At 61.2% G+C, this 19,971-nt stretch carries 23 protein-coding genes; 11 read left to right on the top strand and 12 right to left on the bottom strand.

Going from position 1 to position 19,971, the window contains the following annotated elements:
• The first annotated feature begins 84 nt into the window (after positions 1-84).
• The 7 genes from FEE99_RS12725 (at position 85) to FEE99_RS12695 (ending at position 8,361) form a co-directional block, all read left to right on the top strand.
• A complete protein-coding gene (locus FEE99_RS12725; RefSeq protein ID WP_041479609.1) occupies positions 85-978 on the top strand; it encodes a 2-hydroxy-3-oxopropionate reductase in 894 nt (297 codons plus the stop codon).
• Between the two features lie 154 nt (positions 979-1,132).
• Positions 1,133-2,407: a glycerate kinase type-2 family protein gene (locus tag FEE99_RS12720; protein ID WP_041479610.1), complete on the top strand. Its 1,275-nt coding sequence runs from the start codon at positions 1,133-1,135 to the stop codon at positions 2,405-2,407.
• Positions 2,404-3,819 (top strand): pyruvate kinase, encoded by a 1,416-nt coding sequence (gene pyk, locus FEE99_RS12715; RefSeq protein ID WP_041479611.1) that lies wholly within the window; start codon positions 2,404-2,406, stop codon positions 3,817-3,819. Before FEE99_RS12720 ends, pyk begins: the two co-directional genes overlap by 4 nt.
• A 226-nt stretch (positions 3,820-4,045) precedes the next feature.
• Entirely contained in the window at positions 4,046-4,960 is a 915-nt protein-coding gene (locus tag FEE99_RS12710; RefSeq protein ID WP_041479612.1) for an urea transporter, read from the top strand.
• Between the two features lie 21 nt (positions 4,961-4,981).
• Positions 4,982-5,806: an ion transporter gene (locus FEE99_RS12705; protein ID WP_041479613.1), complete on the top strand. Its 825-nt coding sequence runs from the start codon at positions 4,982-4,984 to the stop codon at positions 5,804-5,806.
• Between the two features lie 190 nt (positions 5,807-5,996).
• Complete coding sequence (locus FEE99_RS12700; RefSeq protein WP_041479614.1) at positions 5,997-6,995, top strand: sulfate ABC transporter substrate-binding protein; 999 nt, start codon at positions 5,997-5,999, stop codon at positions 6,993-6,995.
• Between the two features lie 166 nt (positions 6,996-7,161).
• Positions 7,162-8,361: an MFS transporter gene (locus FEE99_RS12695; protein WP_041479615.1), complete on the top strand. Its 1,200-nt coding sequence runs from the start codon at positions 7,162-7,164 to the stop codon at positions 8,359-8,361.
• A 113-nt stretch (positions 8,362-8,474) separates the two neighbouring features.
• On the opposite strand, the gene FEE99_RS12690 is transcribed toward FEE99_RS12695, so the two are convergent.
• Together FEE99_RS12690 and FEE99_RS12685 are read right to left on the bottom strand one after the other, a co-directional pair.
• Entirely contained in the window at positions 8,475-8,879 is a 405-nt protein-coding gene (locus FEE99_RS12690; protein WP_016771035.1) for a type II toxin-antitoxin system HicB family antitoxin, read from the bottom strand.
• Positions 8,879-9,091, bottom strand: a complete 213-nt coding sequence (locus FEE99_RS12685; RefSeq protein ID WP_041479616.1) for a type II toxin-antitoxin system HicA family toxin — start codon at positions 9,089-9,091, stop codon at positions 8,879-8,881. Before FEE99_RS12685 ends, FEE99_RS12690 begins: the two co-directional genes overlap by 1 nt.
• 184 nt (positions 9,092-9,275) lie before the next feature.
• Here FEE99_RS12685 and FEE99_RS12680 point away from each other — a divergent pair, with 184 nt between their 5' ends.
• On the top strand, positions 9,276-9,743 hold the full coding sequence (locus FEE99_RS12680) for a helix-turn-helix domain-containing protein (protein ID WP_041479617.1): 468 nt from the start codon (positions 9,276-9,278) through the stop codon (positions 9,741-9,743).
• On the top strand, positions 9,740-10,315 hold the full coding sequence (locus FEE99_RS12675; protein ID WP_041479618.1) for a PIN domain-containing protein: 576 nt from the start codon (positions 9,740-9,742) through the stop codon (positions 10,313-10,315). The genes FEE99_RS12680 and FEE99_RS12675 overlap by 4 nt, the downstream gene beginning before the upstream one ends.
• Positions 10,316-10,359: 44 nt before the next feature.
• On the opposite strand, the gene FEE99_RS12670 is transcribed toward FEE99_RS12675, so the two are convergent.
• The 10 genes from FEE99_RS12670 to ccmA all read right to left on the bottom strand — a co-directional run bounded on the left by FEE99_RS12670 (position 10,360) and on the right by ccmA (position 17,756).
• Positions 10,360-10,764, bottom strand: coding sequence for a hypothetical protein (locus FEE99_RS12670; protein WP_041479619.1), 405 nt, complete (start codon positions 10,762-10,764; stop codon positions 10,360-10,362).
• 25 nt (positions 10,765-10,789) lie between these two features.
• Positions 10,790-11,989, bottom strand: a complete 1,200-nt coding sequence (gene ccmI, locus FEE99_RS12665) for a c-type cytochrome biogenesis protein CcmI (protein WP_041479620.1) — start codon at positions 11,987-11,989, stop codon at positions 10,790-10,792.
• The gene (locus tag FEE99_RS12660) at positions 11,986-12,456 is read right to left on the bottom strand and encodes a cytochrome c-type biogenesis protein (RefSeq protein WP_041479621.1); all 471 of its coding nucleotides are present in this window, start codon (positions 12,454-12,456) and stop codon (positions 11,986-11,988) included. Before FEE99_RS12660 ends, ccmI begins: the two co-directional genes overlap by 4 nt.
• The gene (locus FEE99_RS12655) at positions 12,453-12,989 is read right to left on the bottom strand and encodes a DsbE family thiol:disulfide interchange protein (RefSeq protein ID WP_016771042.1); all 537 of its coding nucleotides are present in this window, start codon (positions 12,987-12,989) and stop codon (positions 12,453-12,455) included. Before FEE99_RS12655 ends, FEE99_RS12660 begins: the two co-directional genes overlap by 4 nt.
• Positions 12,986-14,974, bottom strand: a complete 1,989-nt coding sequence (locus FEE99_RS12650; RefSeq protein ID WP_041479622.1) for a heme lyase CcmF/NrfE family subunit — start codon at positions 14,972-14,974, stop codon at positions 12,986-12,988. Before FEE99_RS12650 ends, FEE99_RS12655 begins: the two co-directional genes overlap by 4 nt.
• Before the next feature lie 3 nt (positions 14,975-14,977).
• Positions 14,978-15,433 carry a cytochrome c maturation protein CcmE gene (gene ccmE / locus FEE99_RS12645; RefSeq protein ID WP_016771044.1) on the bottom strand — a complete coding sequence of 152 codons (456 nt, stop codon included), beginning with the start codon at positions 15,431-15,433 and terminating at the stop codon, positions 14,978-14,980.
• Positions 15,430-15,606, bottom strand: a complete 177-nt coding sequence (gene ccmD, locus FEE99_RS12640) for a heme exporter protein CcmD (protein WP_016771045.1) — start codon at positions 15,604-15,606, stop codon at positions 15,430-15,432. Before ccmD ends, ccmE begins: the two co-directional genes overlap by 4 nt.
• Positions 15,603-16,358: a heme ABC transporter permease gene (ccmC, locus tag FEE99_RS12635; RefSeq protein WP_041479632.1), complete on the bottom strand. Its 756-nt coding sequence runs from the start codon at positions 16,356-16,358 to the stop codon at positions 15,603-15,605. The genes ccmD and ccmC overlap by 4 nt, the downstream gene beginning before the upstream one ends.
• A gap of 97 nt (positions 16,359-16,455) precedes the next feature.
• A complete protein-coding gene (gene ccmB / locus FEE99_RS12630) occupies positions 16,456-17,124 on the bottom strand; it encodes a heme exporter protein CcmB (protein WP_039763615.1) in 669 nt (222 codons plus the stop codon).
• Entirely contained in the window at positions 17,121-17,756 is a 636-nt protein-coding gene (ccmA, locus tag FEE99_RS12625; protein WP_041479623.1) for a cytochrome c biogenesis heme-transporting ATPase CcmA, read from the bottom strand. Before ccmA ends, ccmB begins: the two co-directional genes overlap by 4 nt.
• Positions 17,757-17,953: 197 nt before the next feature.
• Here ccmA and fliK point away from each other — a divergent pair, with 197 nt between their 5' ends.
• Together fliK and FEE99_RS12615 are read left to right on the top strand one after the other, a co-directional pair.
• On the top strand, positions 17,954-19,528 hold the full coding sequence (gene fliK / locus FEE99_RS12620; protein ID WP_041479624.1) for a flagellar hook-length control protein FliK: 1,575 nt from the start codon (positions 17,954-17,956) through the stop codon (positions 19,526-19,528).
• A complete protein-coding gene (locus FEE99_RS12615; protein ID WP_041479625.1) occupies positions 19,525-19,854 on the top strand; it encodes an EscU/YscU/HrcU family type III secretion system export apparatus switch protein in 330 nt (109 codons plus the stop codon). Before fliK ends, FEE99_RS12615 begins: the two co-directional genes overlap by 4 nt.
• The last annotated feature ends 117 nt before the right edge of the window (positions 19,855-19,971 follow it).

The raw sequence follows: 19,971 nt of genomic DNA, 5'->3' as shown, positions 1-19,971 counted from the left end.
GATCTTGGCCTTCAAAAGCAAAGTCAAAAGATCGCAGCCTGCGGCAGCTCCTACGGCTGTTTATAAAAACAAGAGGATTTTCTCATGGCTAAAATCGGATTCATCGGCACCGGCATCATGGGCCACCCAATGGCGGCGAACCTGCAGAAAGCCGGTCACAGCCTGTTCCTGTCGCAACACCACGACGCGGCCCCGGCCGATCTGCTCGCCGCTGGCGCTGTCGCCCTGGCCAACCCGCGCGAAGTGGCGCAGGAAGCCGAATTCATCATCGTCATGGTTCCGGACACCCCGCAAGTCGACGACGTGCTGTTCCGCGCCGACGGTGTTGCCGCCGGTATCGGCAAAGGCAAAGTGGTCATCGACATGAGCTCGATTTCGCCGACCGCGACCAAAGCCTTCGCCGCCAAAATCAACGAGAAAGGCGCGCAGTACCTAGACGCTCCGGTTTCCGGCGGTGAAGTCGGCGCCAAGGCCGCAACCCTGAGCATCATGGTCGGTGGCGACGCCGATGCCTTCGAACGCGCCCTGCCGCTGTTCCAGGCCATGGGCAAGAACATCACCCTGGTCGGCGGCAATGGCGACGGCCAGACCGCCAAAGTGGCGAACCAGATCATCGTTGCGCTGAACATCCAGGCCGTTGCCGAAGCCCTGCTGTTCGCCTCGAAAAACGGTGCCGATCCAGCCAAGGTGCGTGAAGCGCTGATGGGCGGTTTCGCTTCTTCGAAGATTCTCGAAGTGCACGGCGAGCGCATGATCAAAGGCACCTTCGACCCGGGCTTCCGCATCAGCCTGCACCAGAAGGACCTGAACCTGGCCCTGCAAGGCGCCAAGGAGCTGAACATCAACCTGCCGAACACCGCCAATGCCCAGCAGGTATTCAGCACCTGCGCGGCCATCGGCGGCAGCAACTGGGACCACTCGGCGCTGATCAAGGGCCTGGAGCACATGGCCAATTTCTCGATTCGCGACAATAAATAAAGCCTGCACAAAACCCTGTGGGAGCGAGCCTGCTCGCGAAAGCGGCTTCACATTCAACATCCATGTTGGCTGACATACCGCGTTCGCGAGCAGGCTCGCTCCCACAAGGGACCTGAGTCGCCCTTTCGAATAACAAGAATTCCGGGAGCCCGCCATGTCGGTCGATCCGCAACAACTGCTGCGCGAGCTGTTTGCCACAGCCATCGACGCGGCCCATCCGAACCAAGTCCTCGAAGCCCATTTGCCTGCCGATCGCACGGGTCGGGTTATTGTCATCGGTGCCGGCAAAGCCGCTGCCGCCATGGCGCAAGTGGTCGAGCGCTGCTGGGAGGGTGAAGTCACCGGCCTGGTGGTGACCCGCTACGGCCACGGCGCTCCATGCGAAAAAATCGAAGTGGTCGAAGCCGCGCACCCGGTGCCGGATGCGGCCGGGCTGGTCGTGGCCAAACGCGTGCTGGAGCTGGTCAGCAACCTGACTGAAGACGACCGCGTGATCTTCCTGCTCTCCGGCGGCGGCTCTGCCCTGCTCGCCCTGCCGGCCGAAGGCATCACCCTCGCTGACAAGCAGTCGATCAACAAAGCCCTGCTCAAATCCGGCGCGACCATCGGCGAGATGAACTGCGTGCGCAAGCACCTCTCGGCGATCAAGGGCGGCCGCCTCGGCAAGGCCTGCTGGCCGGCGACGGTTTACACCTACGCGATTTCCGATGTGCCGGGCGACCTCGCCACCGTCATTGCCTCCGGCCCGACCGTGGCCGACCCGAGCACTTCGGCCGAGGCGCTGGCGATCATCAAACGCTACGGCATCGACATTCCCGCCTCCGTGCGTACCTGGCTGCAAAGTCCGGAATCGGAAACCGTCAAACCCGGCGATCCGAGTCTGGCGCGCAGTCATTTCCAGTTGATCGCCCGCCCGCAGCAGTCGCTGGACGCGGCGGCGGTGAAATGCCGTCAGGCCGGTTTCAGCACCTTGATTCTCGGCGACCTCGAAGGCGAATCCCGTGAAGTGGCGAAAGTTCACGCCGGCATCGCCCGACAGATCATCCACCACGGCCAGCCACTGGCGGCGCCCTGCGTGATTCTCTCCGGCGGTGAAACCACGGTGACCGTGCGCGGCAATGGCCGTGGCGGACGCAATGCCGAATTCCTCCTCAGCCTGACCGACAGCCTCAAGGGCCAGCCCGGCGTCTACGCGCTGGCCGGCGACACCGATGGCATCGACGGTTCGGAAGACAATGCCGGCGCGATCATGACCCCGGACAGCTACGCCCGCGCAGCCGCCCTCGGTCTGAGCGCCAGCGACGAGCTGGATAACAACAACGGCTACGGCTACTTCCAGGCGCTCGATGCGCTGATCGTCACCGAGCCGACCCGCACCAATGTCAACGACTTCCGCGCCATTCTGATCCTTGAGAACTGCAAATCATGACGCCTGATAAAAAGGTCAAAATCCTCGCCACCCTCGGCCCTGCCGTCGACGGCATCGACGACATCCGCGAGCTGGTCGAGGCCGGGGTCAACATCTTCCGCCTGAATTTCAGCCATGGCGATCACGCCGACCACGCCAAGCGCTATCAATGGATCCGCGAAGTCGAGCGCCAGCTCAACTATCCGCTGGGCATTCTGATGGACCTGCAAGGGCCGAAACTGCGTGTGGGCAAGTTCGCTGACGGCAAGGTGCAGTTGCATCGCGGTCAGGCGTTCCGCTTGGATCTCGATGCGACACCGGGCGATGAGCGCCGGGTCAACCTGCCGCATCCGGAAATCATTGCCGCGCTGGAAGCGGGCATGGATCTGCTGCTCGACGACGGCAAGCTGCGTCTGCGCGTGGTCACCAAGTACAACGATGCAATCGACACCAGCGTGCTCAACGGCGGCGAACTGTCTGATCGCAAAGGTGTGAACGTGCCGCAAGCGGTGCTGGACCTGAGCCCGCTGACCGCCAAGGATCGCCGCGATCTGAGCTTCGGCCTGGAATTGGGTGTGGACTGGGTCGCGCTGTCGTTCGTACAGCGTCCGCAGGACATCATCGAAGCCCGCGCATTGATCGGCGACAAGGCGTTTCTGATGGCGAAAATCGAGAAGCCTTCGGCGGTCGAGCAACTACGTGAGATTGCTGAGTTGAGCGACGCGATCATGGTCGCGCGCGGCGATCTTGGTGTGGAAGTGCCGGCGGAAAGCGTGCCGCAGATTCAGAAAAACATCATCACCACCTGCCGCGCGCTGGGCAAACCGGTGGTGGTGGCGACACAGATGCTCGAGTCGATGCGCTTCTCCCCTGCCCCGACCCGCGCCGAAGTCACCGACGTCGCCAACGCCGTCGCCGAAGGCGCCGATGCGGTGATGCTCTCGGCGGAAACCGCGTCCGGCGAATACCCGCTGGAAGCCGTGCAGATGATGAGCAAGATCATCCGTCAGGTGGAGAACGGCCCGGATTATCAGACCCAGCTCGACGTCAGTCGACCGAAAGCCGAGGCGACGGTTTCCGATGCAATCAGTTGCGCGATCCGCCGGATCAGCAACGTGCTGCCGGTGGCGGTGCTGGTCAATTACAGCGAGTCCGGCGCCTCGACGTTGCGCGCATCCCGGGAACGGCCGAAAGCGCCGATCCTCAATCTGACGCCGAACCTGCAAACGGCGCGGCGCTTGAGCGTGGCGTGGGGCATTCATTCGGTAGTCAACGATCGCCTGCGTCAGGTCGACGAAGTCTGCTCGACCGCACTGGAGATTGCTCAGGCGCAAGGCATGGCCGAGCGTGGCGACACGCTGCTGATCACCGCCGGCGTGCCGTTCGGGCAGCCGGGATCGACCAATTCGCTGCGCATCGAGACGTTGATTTAACCCCCCATAAAAGTGGGTGCATAAACTTGTGGCGAGGGGATTTATCCCCGTTGGGCTGCGAAGCGGCCCCCCATCGGAGAATGCGGTTTCTCTGTGGAAACCGTCACACCCTTAAAAGCGACGACTGCTGCGCAGCCGAACGGGGCGGTGCGACGTTTCGCTAAATCCCCTCGCCACAGTGACTTGCAAGACCTTTTGATGTTCCAACTGCCCAGATTTTCTCAACATGCCTGCCAATCACTTCAACACCCACTGCCCCGACTGGGCCGAGGCTTTGCTCAACGGTTTCAGTCAGATTTTCTTCCAGCGCCATCCGCTGTGCGGGCTGCTGTGTCTGTTGGCGATTCTGCTGACGGCGCCGGTGCTGTTCGCCGGGGCGCTGCTCGGTGGCGTTGCCGGTCTGCTCACCGCGCAGCGGCGCAACTACGCCAAGGCCGATCGCCAGGCCGGACTGTTCAGCTACAACGGCGTGCTGCTTGGCCTGCTGCTGAGCTTGTATTTCCCTTGGTCGCCACTGCTGCCGCCGTTGATTCTTGCAGCGGGCGGCTTGAGCGCGATGCTCACTCAGCAATGGCTCAAACACGTGTACCGCAGTCGCGCCATACCGGCGTATACCTCGCCGTTCGTGGCACTCAGCTGGGTGCTGCTGATGTTCGCCGAGCCGTCCGCGCCAGCGGCATCGGTCGACCTGAGCACGACAAATCTGCTGGCCGCTGAACTGCGCGGATTCGGCCAGGTGATGTTTCTCGACCATCCATTGGCCGGGGCGTTGATCGCCAGCGGTTTGCTGCTCGCCGATCGCCGCGCTTTCTGCTGGGCGCTGCTGGCGTCGGCGATCGGCCTCGGCTCGAGTCTGCTGCACCACGAAACGTCCGCCGCACTGCTCGGCCTCGGTGGCTACAACGCCGTACTCGCCGCCCTTGCCTTCAGCGCTCAGCGACAAAATCCGTGGCTGCCGCTGCTCGCCATTGTCCTGGCCTTGCTGGTGACGCCGCTGTTTGCCGCCCTCGGGCTGGCCACGCTGACCGCGCCGTTCATCCTCGCCTGCTGGTTGATTCGTGCCGGCATTCAAATGCTTGGCAAAGCGTCGCTCGCGCATGAGTCTTGCGCTCACGAGGAGAATCACCCTAGGCTGCGCTGATCTTCGATTCAGGCGTTATCCATGGACAGCAGCAACAATTGGCGCGAACGGCTTTACGTCATGATTTTCCAGAGCGACACCCCGGCCGGGCGTCGCTTCGACGGCATTCTGCTGTTGATCATCCTCGCCAGTCTGGTGATCGTGATGCTCGACAGTATCGACAGCATTCACCGTAATTACGCCGACGTTCTGGCCTATATCGAGTGGGGCTTCACGGCGATCTTCCTCGGCGAATACATCCTGCGTCTGTACTGCTCGCCCAAGCCGCTGCGCTATGCCTTCAGCTTTTATGGCCTGGTGGATCTGCTGGCGATCGTGCCGGGCATCCTCGCGCTGTACTACAGCGATGCGCAGTATCTGCTGATCATCCGCATCATTCGGATGCTGCGGATTTTCCGCGTGCTCAAGCTCAGCCCGTATCTCAAGCAAGCCAACTATCTGATGTCGGCACTGCGTGGCAGCAAGCAGAAAATCGTCGTGTTTCTGGTCAGCGTGTGCACGCTGGTGACGGTGTTCGGCACGCTGATGTACGTGATCGAAGGCCCGGAACATGGCTTCACCAGCATTCCCAAGGGCATCTATTGGGCCATCGTGACGTTGACCACTGTGGGCTTCGGCGACATCGTGCCGAAGACGCCGCTGGGTCAGGTGATCTCCTCGCTGGTGATGATCACCGGTTATTCGATCATCGCTGTGCCCACGGGGATTTTTACCGCAGAACTGGCCAATGCCATGCGCGGCGAACAGCTGCAACATGACTGCCCGGGCTGTCAGAAAAAGAGCCATGAACAGAGCGCAGCGTTCTGTTCGCGCTGCGGCAGTCAGCTGTTCAAGAAAGTGGAATAAGCACAGAGCTTTTTAATCTTTAAGCGACTATGTCTGCGCCGTTATAGTCAGTGGCAATTAAACATCACCCCCTGTAGGAGCTGCCGAAGGCTGCGATCTTTTGACTTTGTTTTTAAGATCAAATGATCGTCCGAACGCGGCCCGAGCCTTCGGCAGCTCCTACACATACGCAATCAATAAGGAATGCGCAGTGAAAAAACTCTTTGGCGCCTCACTTCTCGCCGCCGGCCTGGCCTTGGCCAACATCGCCGAGGCAGCACCGACGCTGCTTAACGTTTCCTACGACGTGATGCGCGATTTCTACAAGGACTACAACACTGCGTTCCAGAAGCACTGGCAAGCCGAGCACAAGGAGAACATCACCGTGCAGATGTCCTTCGGCGGCTCGAGCAAGCAGGCGCGTTCGGTGATCGACGGCCTGCCGGCTGACGTCATCACCATGAACATGGCCACCGACATCAATGCCCTCGCCGACAACGGCAAACTGGTCCCGGACAATTGGGTCACGCGCCTGCCGAACAACAGCGCACCGTTTACCTCGGCCACGGTGTTCATCGTCCGCAAGGGCAACCCGAAAGCCTTGAAAGACTGGCCGGACCTGCTCAAGGACGGCGTTCAGGTCATCGTGCCGAACCCGAAAACTTCCGGTAACGGCCGCTACACCTACCTGTCGGCCTGGGGCTATGTGCTGAAAAACGGTGGCGACGAGAACAAGGCCAAGGATTTCGTCGGCAAGCTGTTCAAGCAGGCGCCGGTGCTCGATACCGGTGGCCGCGCCGCCACCACCACGTTCATGACCAACCAGATCGGCGACGTGCTGGTGACCTTCGAAAACGAAGCGGAAATGATCGCTCGCGAGTTCGGTCGCGATCAGTTCGAAGTGATCTACCCAAGCGTCTCCGCAGAAGCCGAGCCACCGGTTTCGGTGGTCGATAAAGTGGTCGACAAGAAAGGCTCGCGCGCTGCGGCTGATGAGTATCTGAAGTACCTGTGGTCGCCGGAAGGTCAGGAAATTGCGGCGGCCAACTATCTGCGTCCGCGTGACCCGGCGGTGCTGGCGAAGTACACCGACCGTTTCCCGAAAGTCGACTTCCTTTCGGTGGAGAAGACCTTTGGTGACTGGCGCACGGTGCAGAAAACCCACTTCAATGATGGTGGCGTGTTCGATCAGATTTACAGCGGGCAGTAAGGCTTGGTCTGAAAAATCAAAAGGCGACCCACCGGGTCGCCTTTTTGTTGCGCGGCAATACCGCTCATTACACTGCGTAATAACAGTTATCATCCGAAAACGTCTTCTGCCAGTCCACGTTGTCCATTAGCCTCAGCCCTTTCCTGTGCCTGACCCGAGATCCCCTATGACCACCACTCCTCACGCAATGACCCGAGGCATGGTCCTGCTGTTCGCGTTCTGCTGCGGCGCCATCGTTGCCAACATCTACTACGCACAGCCGATCATCGGCCTGATCGCGCCGGACATCGGCCTCTCCGACACCATGGCCAGTTTCATCGTCTCGCTGACGCAGATCGGTTACGCGTTGGGCCTGTTCTTTCTGGTGCCGCTGGGGGATCTGCTGGAGAACCGTCGGCTGATGATCATCACCACGGTCGTGGCGATCGCCAGTCTGCTTGGCGCCGCGTTCACTGAACAGCCGAACGTATTTCTGCTGATCTCACTGCTGGTCGGGTTCAGCTCGGTGTCGGTGCAGATCCTGATTCCGCTGGCCGCGCATCTGGCGCCGGAAGAGTCCCGTGGTCGCGTGGTGGGCGGGATCATGGGCGGTTTGCTGCTGGGTATTCTGTTGGCGCGACCGGTATCGAGTGTGGTCGCCGATCACCTCGGCTGGCGCGCCATGTTCATGATCGCCGCAGCGTTGATGGCGGCAATCAGCGTGGTGCTGGCGCTGACCGTGCCCAAGCGCCAGCCGGATCACAGCGCTACTTATGGCCAGTTGATCGGTTCGCTATGGACACTGCTGCGCCAGCAACCGGTGCTGCGTCAGCGGGCGTTTTACCAGGGCTGCATGTTTGCCACGTTCAGCCTGTTCTGGACCGCCGTGCCGCTGGAGCTGGCACGCAACCATGGCCTGTCGCAAAGCGAAATCGCGATCTTCGCTCTGGTGGGCGCGATCGGTGCCATCGCCGCGCCAATCAGCGGCCGCCTCGCTGATGCCGGTCACACACGCATCGCCTCGCTGCTGGCCATGCTCTTCGCCAGCCTGAGCTTCCTGCCCGCCTTCATTCACCCGGCCTACAGCGTCATCGGCCTGGCCGTGACCGGCGTGGTGCTGGACTTCTGCGTGCAGATGAACATGGTCCTCGGCCAACGCGCGGTGTACTCGCTGGACGCGAAAAGTCGTGGCCGTTTGAACGCGCTGTACATGACCAGCATCTTCATCGGCGGCGCGTTCGGCTCGTCGGTGGCCAGCGCGGTGTACGAGCATGGCGGCTGGTTGTGGATCGTGATTGTCGGCAGCGTGTTTCCGTTGTTGGCGTTGGTGCGGTTTTTGAGTGCATCGCAAAACGATGCGCTGGCGCAGCGAAAAGTCGCGTCCTGACGCGATGTCATAGTGGGAGCGAGCCTGCTCGCGAAGGCCGGTGTGTCAGCCATAGATCAGTGCCTGACCTGACGCCTTCGCGAGCAGGCTCGCTCCCACAATTGCGCAGACCCTCAATACCGAACCAGTTTCTCCATCGCCGCATCCGCCAGAAACGAGGAGCGGCTTTTGACGTTGTGCTCGCGTACATAGCGATCAATACGCTGAATCACATAGCCGGGCAGCGTAACGTTGACCTTTTCGGTCTTGCCAAGGTACGGCGAGATATCCAGCTCCAGCATGCCCCAGCCCATCTCGGCAAAATCCGGATGATTGCGATGCGCCGCTGCCGAGGTCGGCATCGGAATCGCCTGACCGGCCGCCGCGATCTCCTGCAGCATGAGGTGAGCCACTTCCACGGCCGCGTTGTAGGCCTCCTCAAAGCTGTCACCGGCCGTGACTGCGCCGGGAATATCGGGGATCTGAATACCGATGGCAGTGTTCTCGTCACCCCACTCGATGCAGATGGGATATTGCATTACGGATCTCCTTCATGACGGGTTGGCGGGCTGAATAACCCCGCGCGCCGCCGAATGCTTTTGACTGTCCCCAGCGGTAAATCCTTTTTCGGATGCGGGACGGCAATCGTGTTCGGGTTGTAACGATGAGTGAAGATGTAATGACTGCCCGCAACCCGATCCAGCGTCCAGCCCGCCTCCTCCAGCTCCTTCATCAATAGCCTGCTCTGCACCAACCGCCTCCTTGGCCTGGCCCATTAAAAGTAACTCTAGAGTTATCTTTACTCAAGCACAGAATGGGACGGGGTGATGGTTGGTAGTTTTACAAAGTATTCCTGCACCAGTTTCGTTTATTGCGAATTTCGTTTAATTCGAATAACGTCGACACATCCTTCCATAGAATGCTGGAACAGTCTTATGACCACCGCTACTCCATCTGCCATCAATCTGCCTGTCGAACGAGAGGTCAAAGCCGCGATTGCAGGCCAGCGCGCCCTGAGCGCCTTCCTCACAACCGCTTTTGAAACTCAGCGAATCCAGATTTTTGATGAACAGAACGAAGCCCACAGCGTCGAGCTGCCAACATCGGCGTTGCGCTTGCTGAGCGATATCCTCGCGGCGCTGGCGCAGGGCAACGCTGTGAAGGTGGTACCGATCCACGCGGAGCTGACCACGCAGGAAGCTGCCGATCTGCTCAACGTCTCACGTCCGCACATGATCAAACTGCTGGAGAGCGGTGAGGTTTCCTACCACAAAACAGGCAAGCACCGACGTGTGCGTTTTGCTGATCTGATGGAATATAAAACCCGGCGAGACACCGCCAGCGAGCAGGCAATGACGCTTCTCGCGGAGCAGGCACAGGCGCTAAGGACAGGATACGAGTGAGGCATTCCTCTTTCACTGCTGTATACGATGCATGCGTTTTATATCCGGCCCCTTTAAGAGATTTCCTGATGTGGCTCGCGTTGTCAGGGCTGTATCGGGCTCGCTGGACTCAGGAAGTACACCACGAATGGAAGCGTAACTTATTGAAGAACAGGTCCGACCTGACCCTCGAACAACTCGATCGCACATCGCAATTGATGGACCTGGCCATTCCAGACGCGTGTATTGATGGCTATGAAGACTTGGTGTCAGGCCTGACGCTGCCTGATGAGAACGACCGCCATGTTCTGGCGGCCGCTATCCGATGCGGTGCCGATGTAATAGTGACGTTCAACCTGAAAGATTTCCCCTCCTGCCACCTCGCGCCATATGGCATCGAAGCTCAGCACCCGGATGAGTTTGTGGAAAACCTTTTTCATCTTGATTCGGCTGCCGTCGTCGCTGCGGCTCAAAGCCAGCGACGGCAATTGAAAACGCCCACTGTGGAGGTGGACAAATATCTCGGCTTTCTCCAGCGGCAAGGCTTGGTCGAATCGGTCAAGGCGTTAGGTCACTATCGTGCGATTCTCTGAGAATCAGACGCAAAAAAACGGCGATCCCAGGATCGCCGTTTCTCTTACTGCCCGAATTTCTTGCCCAACCCCGGCGGGACGCCGTGGATGTTGGTGTCTTCCCACGGGCCGTTGGGGCTGACCGAGCGGCTCCAGCCGTTGTTCCAGCGGTAGTAGGTGCGCTGGCGGTAGAAGGTGTTGGTCTGGTCGTCGAGCACGTAGACGCCGAGCTTCTGGTCCCAGTGGCTGTTGCCGCCCGGTGGCGGGGCGAAGCTGGCCGAGGTGCGGGGCACGGGCTTGGCGGGTTTGGCCGGGATGCTCTTGCCGGGGCTCGGCGAGGTCGACGGGGTCGGGCTCGGTTGCGAGGGCGAGATTGGCGGCAGGCTGGTGGTCGGTTCCGGGCGTTGTACCGCACATGCACTCAAGCCCAGGGCCAGTGTGAGGACTGTGATGCGGGCGATGGTGTGCATGGCGGTGCTTTCCTGTTGGGTCCGGTTACTTGTCCGGGCTGTCGATAGTCAGTTTTTGTGGCGCGGTGGTGCTGCTGGCCACTGGGCCGCTGCGACCGATCCACTCACCGGCAGTCGGTTGACCGGCTCGTGAGATGCGCGCAACCAGTTGGACTTCAGGGAAGTTGGACAGTTTCAACTGCGGCATCATTGCATCGGCATCGCCCAGTTCGACGGTTACCGGCAGGTCGGCGACGGTCAGGCGTTTGGCCGCCAGCGGCGCCGGTGGGCCAGAAGTGGCGCGGGCAAAGATGAACACGCTGTCGCCCGGTTGCACCTTGCCTTTGAGTTCGCTGGCCAGATCAACGCTGACTGTCAGCAATGCCGCTTTCGGCGCCGGTGCCTCGGCAACCTTGCCACCGCTGGCTTTCAGGCGTTCGGCGGCACGCTCGATGCCGCCTTGCAGCGCAACGCGAGAGTTGTCATCCGGCGGCAGTTGCGCGAGCAGGCGATTCCAGTAGTCGATGGCCTCCTGATAACGCTCGCCTTCGAACGCGGCGATGCCGAGCAGGCCGAGGCTGGTAACTTCCTTCGGATCGGCCTTCAGCGCTTCGTCGGTCAATTTCTGAATCTGCTCCGACCACTTTTTACCGTCAGCAAAATACTGCGCCTGCGCCCACTGGCCGAGCAGTTCCGGCTGGCGACCGGCGAGGTTGGCGGCGCGTTCGAACATCTTCGCCGCGTCTGCCGGACGGTCTTGAGCCATGTAGGTACGGCCGAGGAAATACAGACCTTCGGCGGAATCCGGTTGTGCGGCGACCGCACGTTCCAGACGCTGGGTCATCTCTTCCATCGACTGCGGTGCCTGAGCGAATTCGCGGGTCAGTTCGACCTTGTCGGCGGCGCCGAAATGCAGGTACAGACCGAGACCCAGCACCGGTACCAACACGGCGGCCAGCAGCGGCAACGGCTTGCCCAGGCGCGAGACACGCGGTGCGGTGACGCCTTCGGTGTCAGCGAGCAATTCACGCGCGGCTTCTGCGCGGCCGCTGTCCAGTTGCGCGGCGTCGAGCACGCCTTCGGCCTGCTGCGCTTGCAGCTCGGCAACCCGTTCCTGGTACAGCGCGACGTTCAACGCGGTGCGATCTTCTTCCCGCTGAGCGCGGCGTTCGCGCAGTACCGGGATCAGCAAAAAACTCAGGGCGACCAGAAGCAACAGCCCTGCGGCAAGCCAGAAATCAATCATTCTTGGTTTTTATCCAACAGTTGGTCGAGGCGCTGACGTTCTTCGGCAGACAGCGATGACGGCGTTTCGGCGCGTTGCCCGCGACGCCTGCGCACGATCAGCACGATCACCACAAAACCGCCGAGCAGCAGAGCGGCCGGGCCGAACCATAACAGCGCGGTCTTGGCATTGAGCGCCGGTTTGTAGCGGACGAAATCACCGTAGCGATCGACCATGAAGTCGATGATCTGCTGATTGTCCTTGCCCTCGCCGAGCATGCGGAAAATCTCTTTGCGCAGGTCGGCGGCGATCGGCGCGTTGGAGTCGGCAATGTCCTGGTTCTGGCATTTGGGGCAGCGCAGTTCCTTGGTCAGTTCGCGGAAACGCTCGCGGTCGCCCTCTTTGGCAAATTCGTAGGTGTCGATGGCCGCGTGGGCGACACCGGCCAGGCTCAAGCCCAACACCACTGCTGCGAGAAAACGTTTCATGGCTTGGCCTCATCGACCAGCGCCTGATACTTGGCCGCGAGTTTTTCGCGCCAGACCTGCTCGTCGATCACCCCGACGAACTTGTCGCGGATGATGCCTTTGGCGTCGATGAAGAAGGTTTCCGGCGCGCCGTAGACACCGAGGTTGAGGCCCAGCGAGCCTTCGTCATCACGGATATCCAGCGCATACGGATTGTGGAACTCGGCCAGCCACTTCAAGGCATCAGCGTTGGTGTCCTTGTAGTTGATGCCGTAGATCACCACGCCGCGCTCGGCGAGTTTGTTCAGCACCGGGTGTTCGACGCGGCAGGAGATGCACCAGGTGCCCCAGACATTGACCAGCGCCGGTTTGCCGAGGATGTCGGCCTTGGTCAGCGTCTTGTCACCCTGCACACTCGGCAGGGAAAACTCCGGGAATGGCTTGTTGATCATCGCCGACGGCAGCTCCGCCGGATCCAGGTACAAGCCGCGATAGAGAAACACCGCCACCAGCAGAAAAATCGCCAACGGCAACAACATCAACCAACGCCTCATGCCGCCGCTCCCGTCATGCCCAGCGCTTCGCGCACTTTGCTTTTCACCTTGACCCGATAACGCCGATCCAGCGCCGCCAGCAAACCACCCAATCCGGTGAGCAAGCCGCCGAACCAGATCCAGCGCACGAACGGTTTGACGTGTACGCGCACGGCCCAGGCGCCGTTATCCAGCGGCTCGCCGAGGGCGACGTAGAGATCGCGAGTGAAACCGGCATCGATCCCGGCTTCGGTCATCACCGAGTTCTGCACGGTGTACAGACGTTTTTCCGGGTGCAGCACGCTGATTTCCTTGCCATCGCGAATGACGCGGATGGTGCCTTTGTCCGAGGTGAAATTCGGCCCTTCGAAATGCTTCGCGCCTTCGAAGACGAACTGATAGCCCGCCAGGTCCATCGACTCGCCCGGCGCCAGACGCAGGTCGCGCTCGGCACTGTTCTGGCTCGACAACACCACGCCCAGCGCGCACACGGCGATGCCGAGGTGGGCGATCTGCATGCCCCAATAACTGCGGGTCAGCGTCGGCAAACCTTTGATCAGACCTTTGTGCCGCGTCTTGTCGAACAAATCGCGCACACCGGCAAGCAACACCCACGCCGCCAGCAGGAACGTCGCGATCACTGCCCAGTTGAAATCGCCATAAGCCACGCCGGCCACCACGGCCAATGCGACGCTGCCGAGCAGCACCGGAGTGAGCATGCTCGCCAGCCATTTCACTGGCGTGTCCTTCCAGCGCACGATCACGCCGATCGCCATGACCAGCATCAGCAACGCCATCAACGGAATGAACAACGCATTGAAGTATGGCGGGCCGACCGACAGTTTGGCGCCGCTGATGGCATCAAGAATCAGCGGATACAACGTGCCAAGCAGGATCATCGATGCAGCGACTACCAACACCAGGTTGTTGCCCAATAGCAAAGTCTCGCGTGACCACAGATTGAACCCGACCTGACTTTTCACCACCGGCGCACGCAGCGCAAACAGCGTCAGCGAACCGCCCACCACGAACAGCAGGAAAATCAGGATGAACACACCGCGCTCGGGGTCCGAGGCAAACGCGTGCACTGAGGTCAGCACGCCCGAGCGGACGAGGAAGGTGCCGAGCAGGCTCAACGAAAAAGCGGCAATCGCCAGCAATACCGTCCAGCTCTTGAACACGCCGCGTTTCTCGGTGACCGCCAGCGAGTGAATCAACGCGGTGCCGACCAGCCACGGCATGAACGAGGCGTTTTCCACCGGGTCCCAGAACCACCAGCCGCCCCAGCCGAGTTCGTAATACGCCCACCACGAACCGAGGGTGATGCCGATGCCGAGGAAGGCCCAGGCGACGATGGTCCATGGCCGCGACCAGCGCGCCCATGCCGCATCGAGACGCCCGCCGAGCAGCGCGGCGATGGCAAATGCGAACGCCACAGAGAAACCGACGTAACCCATGTACAGCATCGGCGGATGCACAATCAGGCCGATGTCCTGCAGCAACGGGTTGAGGTCGCGACCGTCGGCGGGAATCTGCGGCAGGATCCGCGAAAACGGGTTCGAGGTAAGAATCAGGAACAGCAGGAAACCGGTGCTGATCATGCCCATCACCGCCAGGACGCGGGCGAGCATGACTTGCGGCAACTGCCGGGAGAACACCGACACGGCGAAGGTCCAGCCGCCGAGGATCAACGCCCACAGCAGCAGCGAACCTTCGTGGGCGCCCCACACCGCGCTGAATTTGTAGTACCACGGCAGCGCGCTGTTGGAGTTCATCGCCACGTAGCCGACCGAGAAATCGTCGGTCATGAACGCATAGGTCAGGCAGCCAAAGGCAAACAGCAGAAAGGCAAACTGGCCCCACGCAGCCGGTTGCGCCAGGCTCATCCACAAGCGGTCGCCGCGCCACGCACCGAGCATCGGCACCAGCGCTTGGACCAGTGCAAAACACAGCGCGAGGATCATCGCCAAATGGCCCAGCTCGGGAATAAACAGTGCAGCAGCCATCGATCAACCCTCCTTCACAGGCGTCGGTGCGGATTGACCGCTGTCCTTCAGCGCTTTGGTCACTTCCGGCGGCATGTACTTCTCGTCGTGCTTGGCCAGCACTTCATCGGCGACCACCACGCCATCGGCGTTGAGCTTGCCGAGAGCGACGATGCCCTGCCCTTCGCGGAACAGATCCGGGAGGATGCCGCGATAGGCGATGGTCACGGATTTGTTGAAATCGGTGACGACGAATTTGACGTCCAGCGAATCCTTGGAGCGTTGCAGCGAACCGGCCTCGACCATGCCGCCGGCGCGGATGCGCGTGTCCTGCGGCGCTTCGCCGTTGGCGATCTGCGTCGGTGTGTAAAACAGATTGATGTTTTCCTGCAACGCGCTCAGGGCCAGGCCGACAGCAGCGCCCACTCCGACCAGAATCGCCAGAATGATGATCAGACGTTTTTTGCGCAGCGCATTCACTTGCCGTTCTCCCGGCGCAGACGACGCGCCTCTTGTTGCAGATAACGCTTGCGCGCCGCAATCGGCGCCACTACGTTGAGGGCCAGCACCGCCAGGCAGATGCCGTAGGCCGACCAGACATACAGGCCGTGATGGCCCATGGCGAGAAAATCGCCGAATGAAGCAAAACTCATCGCACTGCCTCCAGACTCTGCTGCACTTCGGCCTTCACCCAACTGGCGCGGGCCTCGCGCTTGAGCACTTCCAGCCGCATGCGCAGCAACAGCACAGCGCCGAAGAAGCAGTAGAAACCCAGCACTGTCAGCAGCAGCGGCAGCCACATTTCCGCGGGCATCGCCGGTTTTTCCGTGAGGGTGAACGTCGCGCCCTGGTGCAGGGTGTTCCACCACTCCACCGAGTATTTGATGATCGGAATGTTGATCACACCAACAATTGCCAGCACCGCGCAGGCCTTGGCGGCGCTGTCGCGGTTGCTGATGGCATTGCCCAGCGCGATCACACCGAAATACAGAAACAGCAGAATCAGCATCGAGGTCAGGCGCGCATCCCACACCCACCACGAGCCCCAGGTCGGCTTGCCCCAGATGGCCCCGGTGACCAGCGCCACGGCGGTCATCCACGCACCGATTGGTGCGGCGCATTGCAGGGCGACGTCGGCCAGTTTCATCTTCCACACCAGCCCGACCACGCCGCAGACAGCGAGCATCACGTAGATCGACTGGGCGAGCATCGCCGCTGGCACGTGAATATAGATGATGCGAAAGCTGTTGCCTTGCTGGTAATCCGGCGGCGCGAACGCCAGGCCCCAGATCACGCCAACGCCGATCAGCAGCAACGCTGCAATGCTCAACCACGGCAGGAACTTGCCGCTGATGCCGTAGAACCACTTGGGCGAGCCGAGCTTGTGAAACCAGGTCCAGTTCATACTGTTTCCATCACGGTTGCCGCTCATCATCGCGAGCTGGCAGAGGGTCATGCCTTTCTTCTGGAAGAAGTGGTCAATTTTTGACCAGGCCTCATTATTATTCGCCGACGCTGATCTTCAGGCCAGCGGCTATTGCAAAGGGTGTCAGGGTGATCGCCAGCGCTGTGAGGCTGGCCATCCACAACAGGTATCCGGTCGCCGGCATGCCCTGCAACGCCGCTTGCAACGCGCCACTGCCAAGGATCAACACCGGGATGTACAACGGCAGAATCAGCAGCGCCAGCAACAGCCCGCCGCGCTTCAGGCCGACCGTCAGCGCCGCGCCGACTGCACCGAGCAGGCTCAACACCGGCGTGCCCAACAGCAACGACAGCAGCAGCACCGGCAGGCACGCAGCCGGCAAACCGAGCATCAGCGCCAGCAACGGCGACAGCAGCACCAGTGCCAGACCGGAAAACAGCCAGTGTGCCAGCACCTTGGCCAGGACCAGAAGCGGCAGCGGGTGCGACGAAAGGACCCACTGTTCGAGCGAGCCGTCTTCGAAATCACTGCGGAACAATCCGTCCAGCGACAGCAGGACCGACAACAACGCCGCCACCCAGACTAACCCCGGGGACAGGTTTTGCAAGACTTGAGTTTCCGGGCCGACGGCCAGCGGGAAAAGGGCAATGACGATGGCAAAGAAAATCAGCGGATTGGCCAGCTCCGCCGGGCGGCGGAACAGCAGTCGCGATTCGCGGGCAAGCAGCAGGCCGAAGACACTCATACCGCCCATTTCCCCAGATCGATGTCGCGATAACCGGCCGGCATGCGGCTCAGGGTGTGGTGGGTGGTCAGCACCACCAGGCCGCCGCGTTCGCAGTGGCCGGCCAGATGCTCTTCCAGTTGCGCAACGCCCTGCTTGTCCAGCGCGGTGAACGGTTCGTCGAGAATCCACAACGGCGGGCTGTCCAGATACAACCGCGCCAGCGCCACACGGCGCTGTTGGCCGGCGGAAAGACTGTGGCAGGGAACGTCTTCGAAACCGCGCAATCCTACTGCTGCCAGCGCCTGCCAGATCGCCTCGCGTTCGGCGGGATGATGCAGGGCGCACAGCCACGACAGGTTTTCTTCGGGAGTGAGCAGATCCTTGATCCCGGCAGCGTGGCCGATCCACAACAGGTTTCGCGCCAGTTCGCTGCGTTGCTCGGCCAGCGGCTGACCGTTGAGCAGCACCTGGCCGTCGGTGGGTTGCATCAAACCGGCGAGCAGACGTAAAAGACTGGTCTTGCCGCTGCCGTTGGGGCCGCTGATCTGCACCATGTCACCACTGGCCAGGCGCAATTCGAGGTTTTCGAAAAGCAGCCTGAGGTCGCGTTCACACGCCAGGGCAACGGTTTGCAGGACAGGACTGGTCAAGGGATCACGGGCCTTATACGGTTCAAGTCGGCTCTGGAGCGGCCGTTAAAGAGATGCAGCATAGATGCTTTGATCGCTCGATCTGGCGAGCTGGATCAAACAATTGCCAGGTTTTTTGAACGAAGCGCACGACGCGCGGCATTATACATGCCGTGCCTTACTCTCAAGAGCGCAATTTCCTCAGGTTGTGTCCGCGTATGACAGGCGAAATGAACATCCTCCCGCTGCCGCCCACCGTGCCGGCGAGCGCTCGCCCGCAGATGGGTGAACTGCTCAAACTGCTGACACCGGTCGAAGGCTTGATCGGCGCGGGACAAAGCGCCAAGGCTGAGGTGTTGTCGCTCAAGCAGGCCGATCAGACCTTTGAATTGCTCTTGAAAGTGACCCTCGACAGCGGCCGTCAGACCACCGTGCAGGCCAGCAGCAACCTGCCGTTGCCACAGGGCACCAACCTGGCGATCACTCAGCCATCGGCCGGTAATCTGGCAATCACCGTACAACAAGCGATCGCCAGCAGCGTCGCCACCCTGACCCGCATCGATACCGCGCAATTGCCCGCCGGCACCTTGCTGCAAGGCAAAGTCGTGACCTCGCAGGCCCTGCCGCAGACGCCGGGGCAAGCGGCGGTATTTCGCTCGATGGTCACCCTGCTCAACACCGCATTGAGCGGCAGCACCTTGACCGTCGACAGCCCGCAACCGCTGCGCATCGGCACCTTGTTGTCGGCGCAGGTGCAGGATGCGCAAACCCTCAAATTCGTGCCGCTGAGCAGCCGCCAGGAACAACTGGCGGTGAGTCAGCAATTGCTCGGTCAGCAAAGTCGTCAGGGCTCGCTCGATGGCTTGCTGAAGATGTTGCAGAACCTGCCGCCATCCAGCGATCAGACTTCGGCCGATCTGCGCGCGGTGGTCGACAAGCTGCTTGCCAGCCTGCCGGACCTGCCGCAAATGAGCACCGCCAAAGGCGTGGCGCTGGCATTGGCCAACAGCGGCGCGTTCCTCGAAGCGAAATTGCTCAGCGGACAAAACCCGACTCTCGCCCCGGACATGAAAGCCGACCTGCTCAAGCTGATCGCGCAACTGACCCCGGGCCTGCCGAGCAACACCAATTTCAATGCGATCATCGCCGCCAATACCCTGGCGCAGGCGCTGCCGAGTTTCGTCCGGAACGCCCTCGGCACCCTCGGCCAGGTCAGCGCCAAACCGGTGCCGAGCAGCTTCCCGTTGCCCGAACGACTGCTGGCGAAACTGGAAGGCGAAGGTGATCTCGAACAACTGCTGCGCCTCGCCGCCGCAGCGGTGTCGCGTCTGCAAAGCCATCAGTTGTCGAGCCTGGAACAGACCGGCGTCACCGACGATGGCCGCCTGCTCAGCACCTGGCAACTGGAAATCCCCATGCGCAATTTGCAAGACATCGTGCCGTTGCAGGTCAAATTCCAGCGTGAAGAAGCGCCGGAGCGCGAACCGCAGCCGCATGAACGCCGCGATGAACGCGAAGCCAAACAGCAATTGTGGCGCGTCGATCTGGCCTTCGATCTGGAACCGCTCGGGCCAATGCAGATTCAGGCGCAATTGATCGCTGGCAGCCTGTCCAGTCAGCTGTGGGCCGAGCGGCCGTACACCGCGGACCTGATCGAGAACAACCTGTTCGCCCTGCGCCAGCGCTTGCTCGATTCCGGGCTCAACGTCGGCGACCTCGACTGCCACCATGGCACCCCGCCGCAAGGCAACCAAACCCGCCTCGAACACCGCTGGGTCGACGAAACCGCATGAACGATTCCACCGCCCCACGCCAGGCCATCGCCCTCAAATATGACGGCAACCACGCCCCGACCCTCACCGCCAAGGGCGACGAAGAACTGGCCGAAGAAATCCTGCGTATCGCTCGCGATTACGAAGTGCCGATCTACGAGAACGCCGAACTGGTGCGCCTGCTGGCGCGGATGGAACTGGGCGACAGCATTCCCGAAGAGCTCTATCGCACCATCGCCGAGATCATCGCGTTTGCCTGGAACCTGAAGGGCAAATTCCCCGAAGGACAAGACCCGAACGCGCCGATGGTCGAGAAGGACATCACCGCACGCGGGGATGACTACTGAGCCGCAGTCGCAGTCTCTTGTGCGCCCTGCCATATACCGTTTGTCGCTACTGTCAGGTCTGACAGTAGCGCATGCCCGATCCCGCAGCGCTTGATTACGGACCAGACCTGACCAGGT

Origin of the sequence: Pseudomonas sp. ef1, from assembly GCF_007293365.2 — a bacterium.
Classification (GTDB): Bacteria; Pseudomonadota; Gammaproteobacteria; order Pseudomonadales; family Pseudomonadaceae; genus Aquipseudomonas; species Aquipseudomonas siliginis.
This window is presented reverse-complemented; position numbering and strand designations above follow the sequence as displayed.

What these genes read in the sequence shown, in the direction of transcription:
- FEE99_RS12725 (WP_041479609.1), top strand. Translation starts at nt 85, where the DNA reads ATGGCTAAAATCGGATTCATCGGCACCGGCATCATGGGCCACCCAATG.
- FEE99_RS12720 (WP_041479610.1), top strand. Translation starts at nt 1,133, where the DNA reads ATGTCGGTCGATCCGCAACAACTGCTGCGCGAGCTGTTTGCCACAGCC.
- pyk (WP_041479611.1), top strand. Translation starts at nt 2,404, where the DNA reads ATGACGCCTGATAAAAAGGTCAAAATCCTCGCCACCCTCGGCCCTGCC.
- FEE99_RS12710 (WP_041479612.1), top strand. Translation starts at nt 4,046, where the DNA reads ATGCCTGCCAATCACTTCAACACCCACTGCCCCGACTGGGCCGAGGCT.
- FEE99_RS12705 (WP_041479613.1), top strand. Translation starts at nt 4,982, where the DNA reads ATGGACAGCAGCAACAATTGGCGCGAACGGCTTTACGTCATGATTTTC.
- FEE99_RS12695 (WP_041479615.1), top strand. Translation starts at nt 7,162, where the DNA reads ATGACCACCACTCCTCACGCAATGACCCGAGGCATGGTCCTGCTGTTC.
- FEE99_RS12690 (WP_016771035.1), bottom strand. Translation starts at nt 8,879, where the DNA reads ATGCAATATCCCATCTGCATCGAGTGGGGTGACGAGAACACTGCCATC.
- FEE99_RS12680 (WP_041479617.1), top strand. Translation starts at nt 9,276, where the DNA reads ATGACCACCGCTACTCCATCTGCCATCAATCTGCCTGTCGAACGAGAG.
- FEE99_RS12670 (WP_041479619.1), bottom strand. Translation starts at nt 10,764, where the DNA reads ATGCACACCATCGCCCGCATCACAGTCCTCACACTGGCCCTGGGCTTG.
- ccmI (WP_041479620.1), bottom strand. Translation starts at nt 11,989, where the DNA reads ATGATTGATTTCTGGCTTGCCGCAGGGCTGTTGCTTCTGGTCGCCCTG.
- FEE99_RS12660 (WP_041479621.1), bottom strand. Translation starts at nt 12,456, where the DNA reads ATGAAACGTTTTCTCGCAGCAGTGGTGTTGGGCTTGAGCCTGGCCGGT.
- FEE99_RS12655 (WP_016771042.1), bottom strand. Translation starts at nt 12,989, where the DNA reads ATGAGGCGTTGGTTGATGTTGTTGCCGTTGGCGATTTTTCTGCTGGTG.
- FEE99_RS12650 (WP_041479622.1), bottom strand. Translation starts at nt 14,974, where the DNA reads ATGGCTGCTGCACTGTTTATTCCCGAGCTGGGCCATTTGGCGATGATC.
- ccmD (WP_016771045.1), bottom strand. Translation starts at nt 15,606, where the DNA reads ATGAGTTTTGCTTCATTCGGCGATTTTCTCGCCATGGGCCATCACGGC.
- ccmC (WP_041479632.1), bottom strand. Translation starts at nt 16,358, where the DNA reads ATGAACTGGACCTGGTTTCACAAGCTCGGCTCGCCCAAGTGGTTCTAC.
- ccmB (WP_039763615.1), bottom strand. Translation starts at nt 17,124, where the DNA reads ATGAGTGTCTTCGGCCTGCTGCTTGCCCGCGAATCGCGACTGCTGTTC.
- fliK (WP_041479624.1), top strand. Translation starts at nt 17,954, where the DNA reads ATGACAGGCGAAATGAACATCCTCCCGCTGCCGCCCACCGTGCCGGCG.
- FEE99_RS12615 (WP_041479625.1), top strand. Translation starts at nt 19,525, where the DNA reads ATGAACGATTCCACCGCCCCACGCCAGGCCATCGCCCTCAAATATGAC.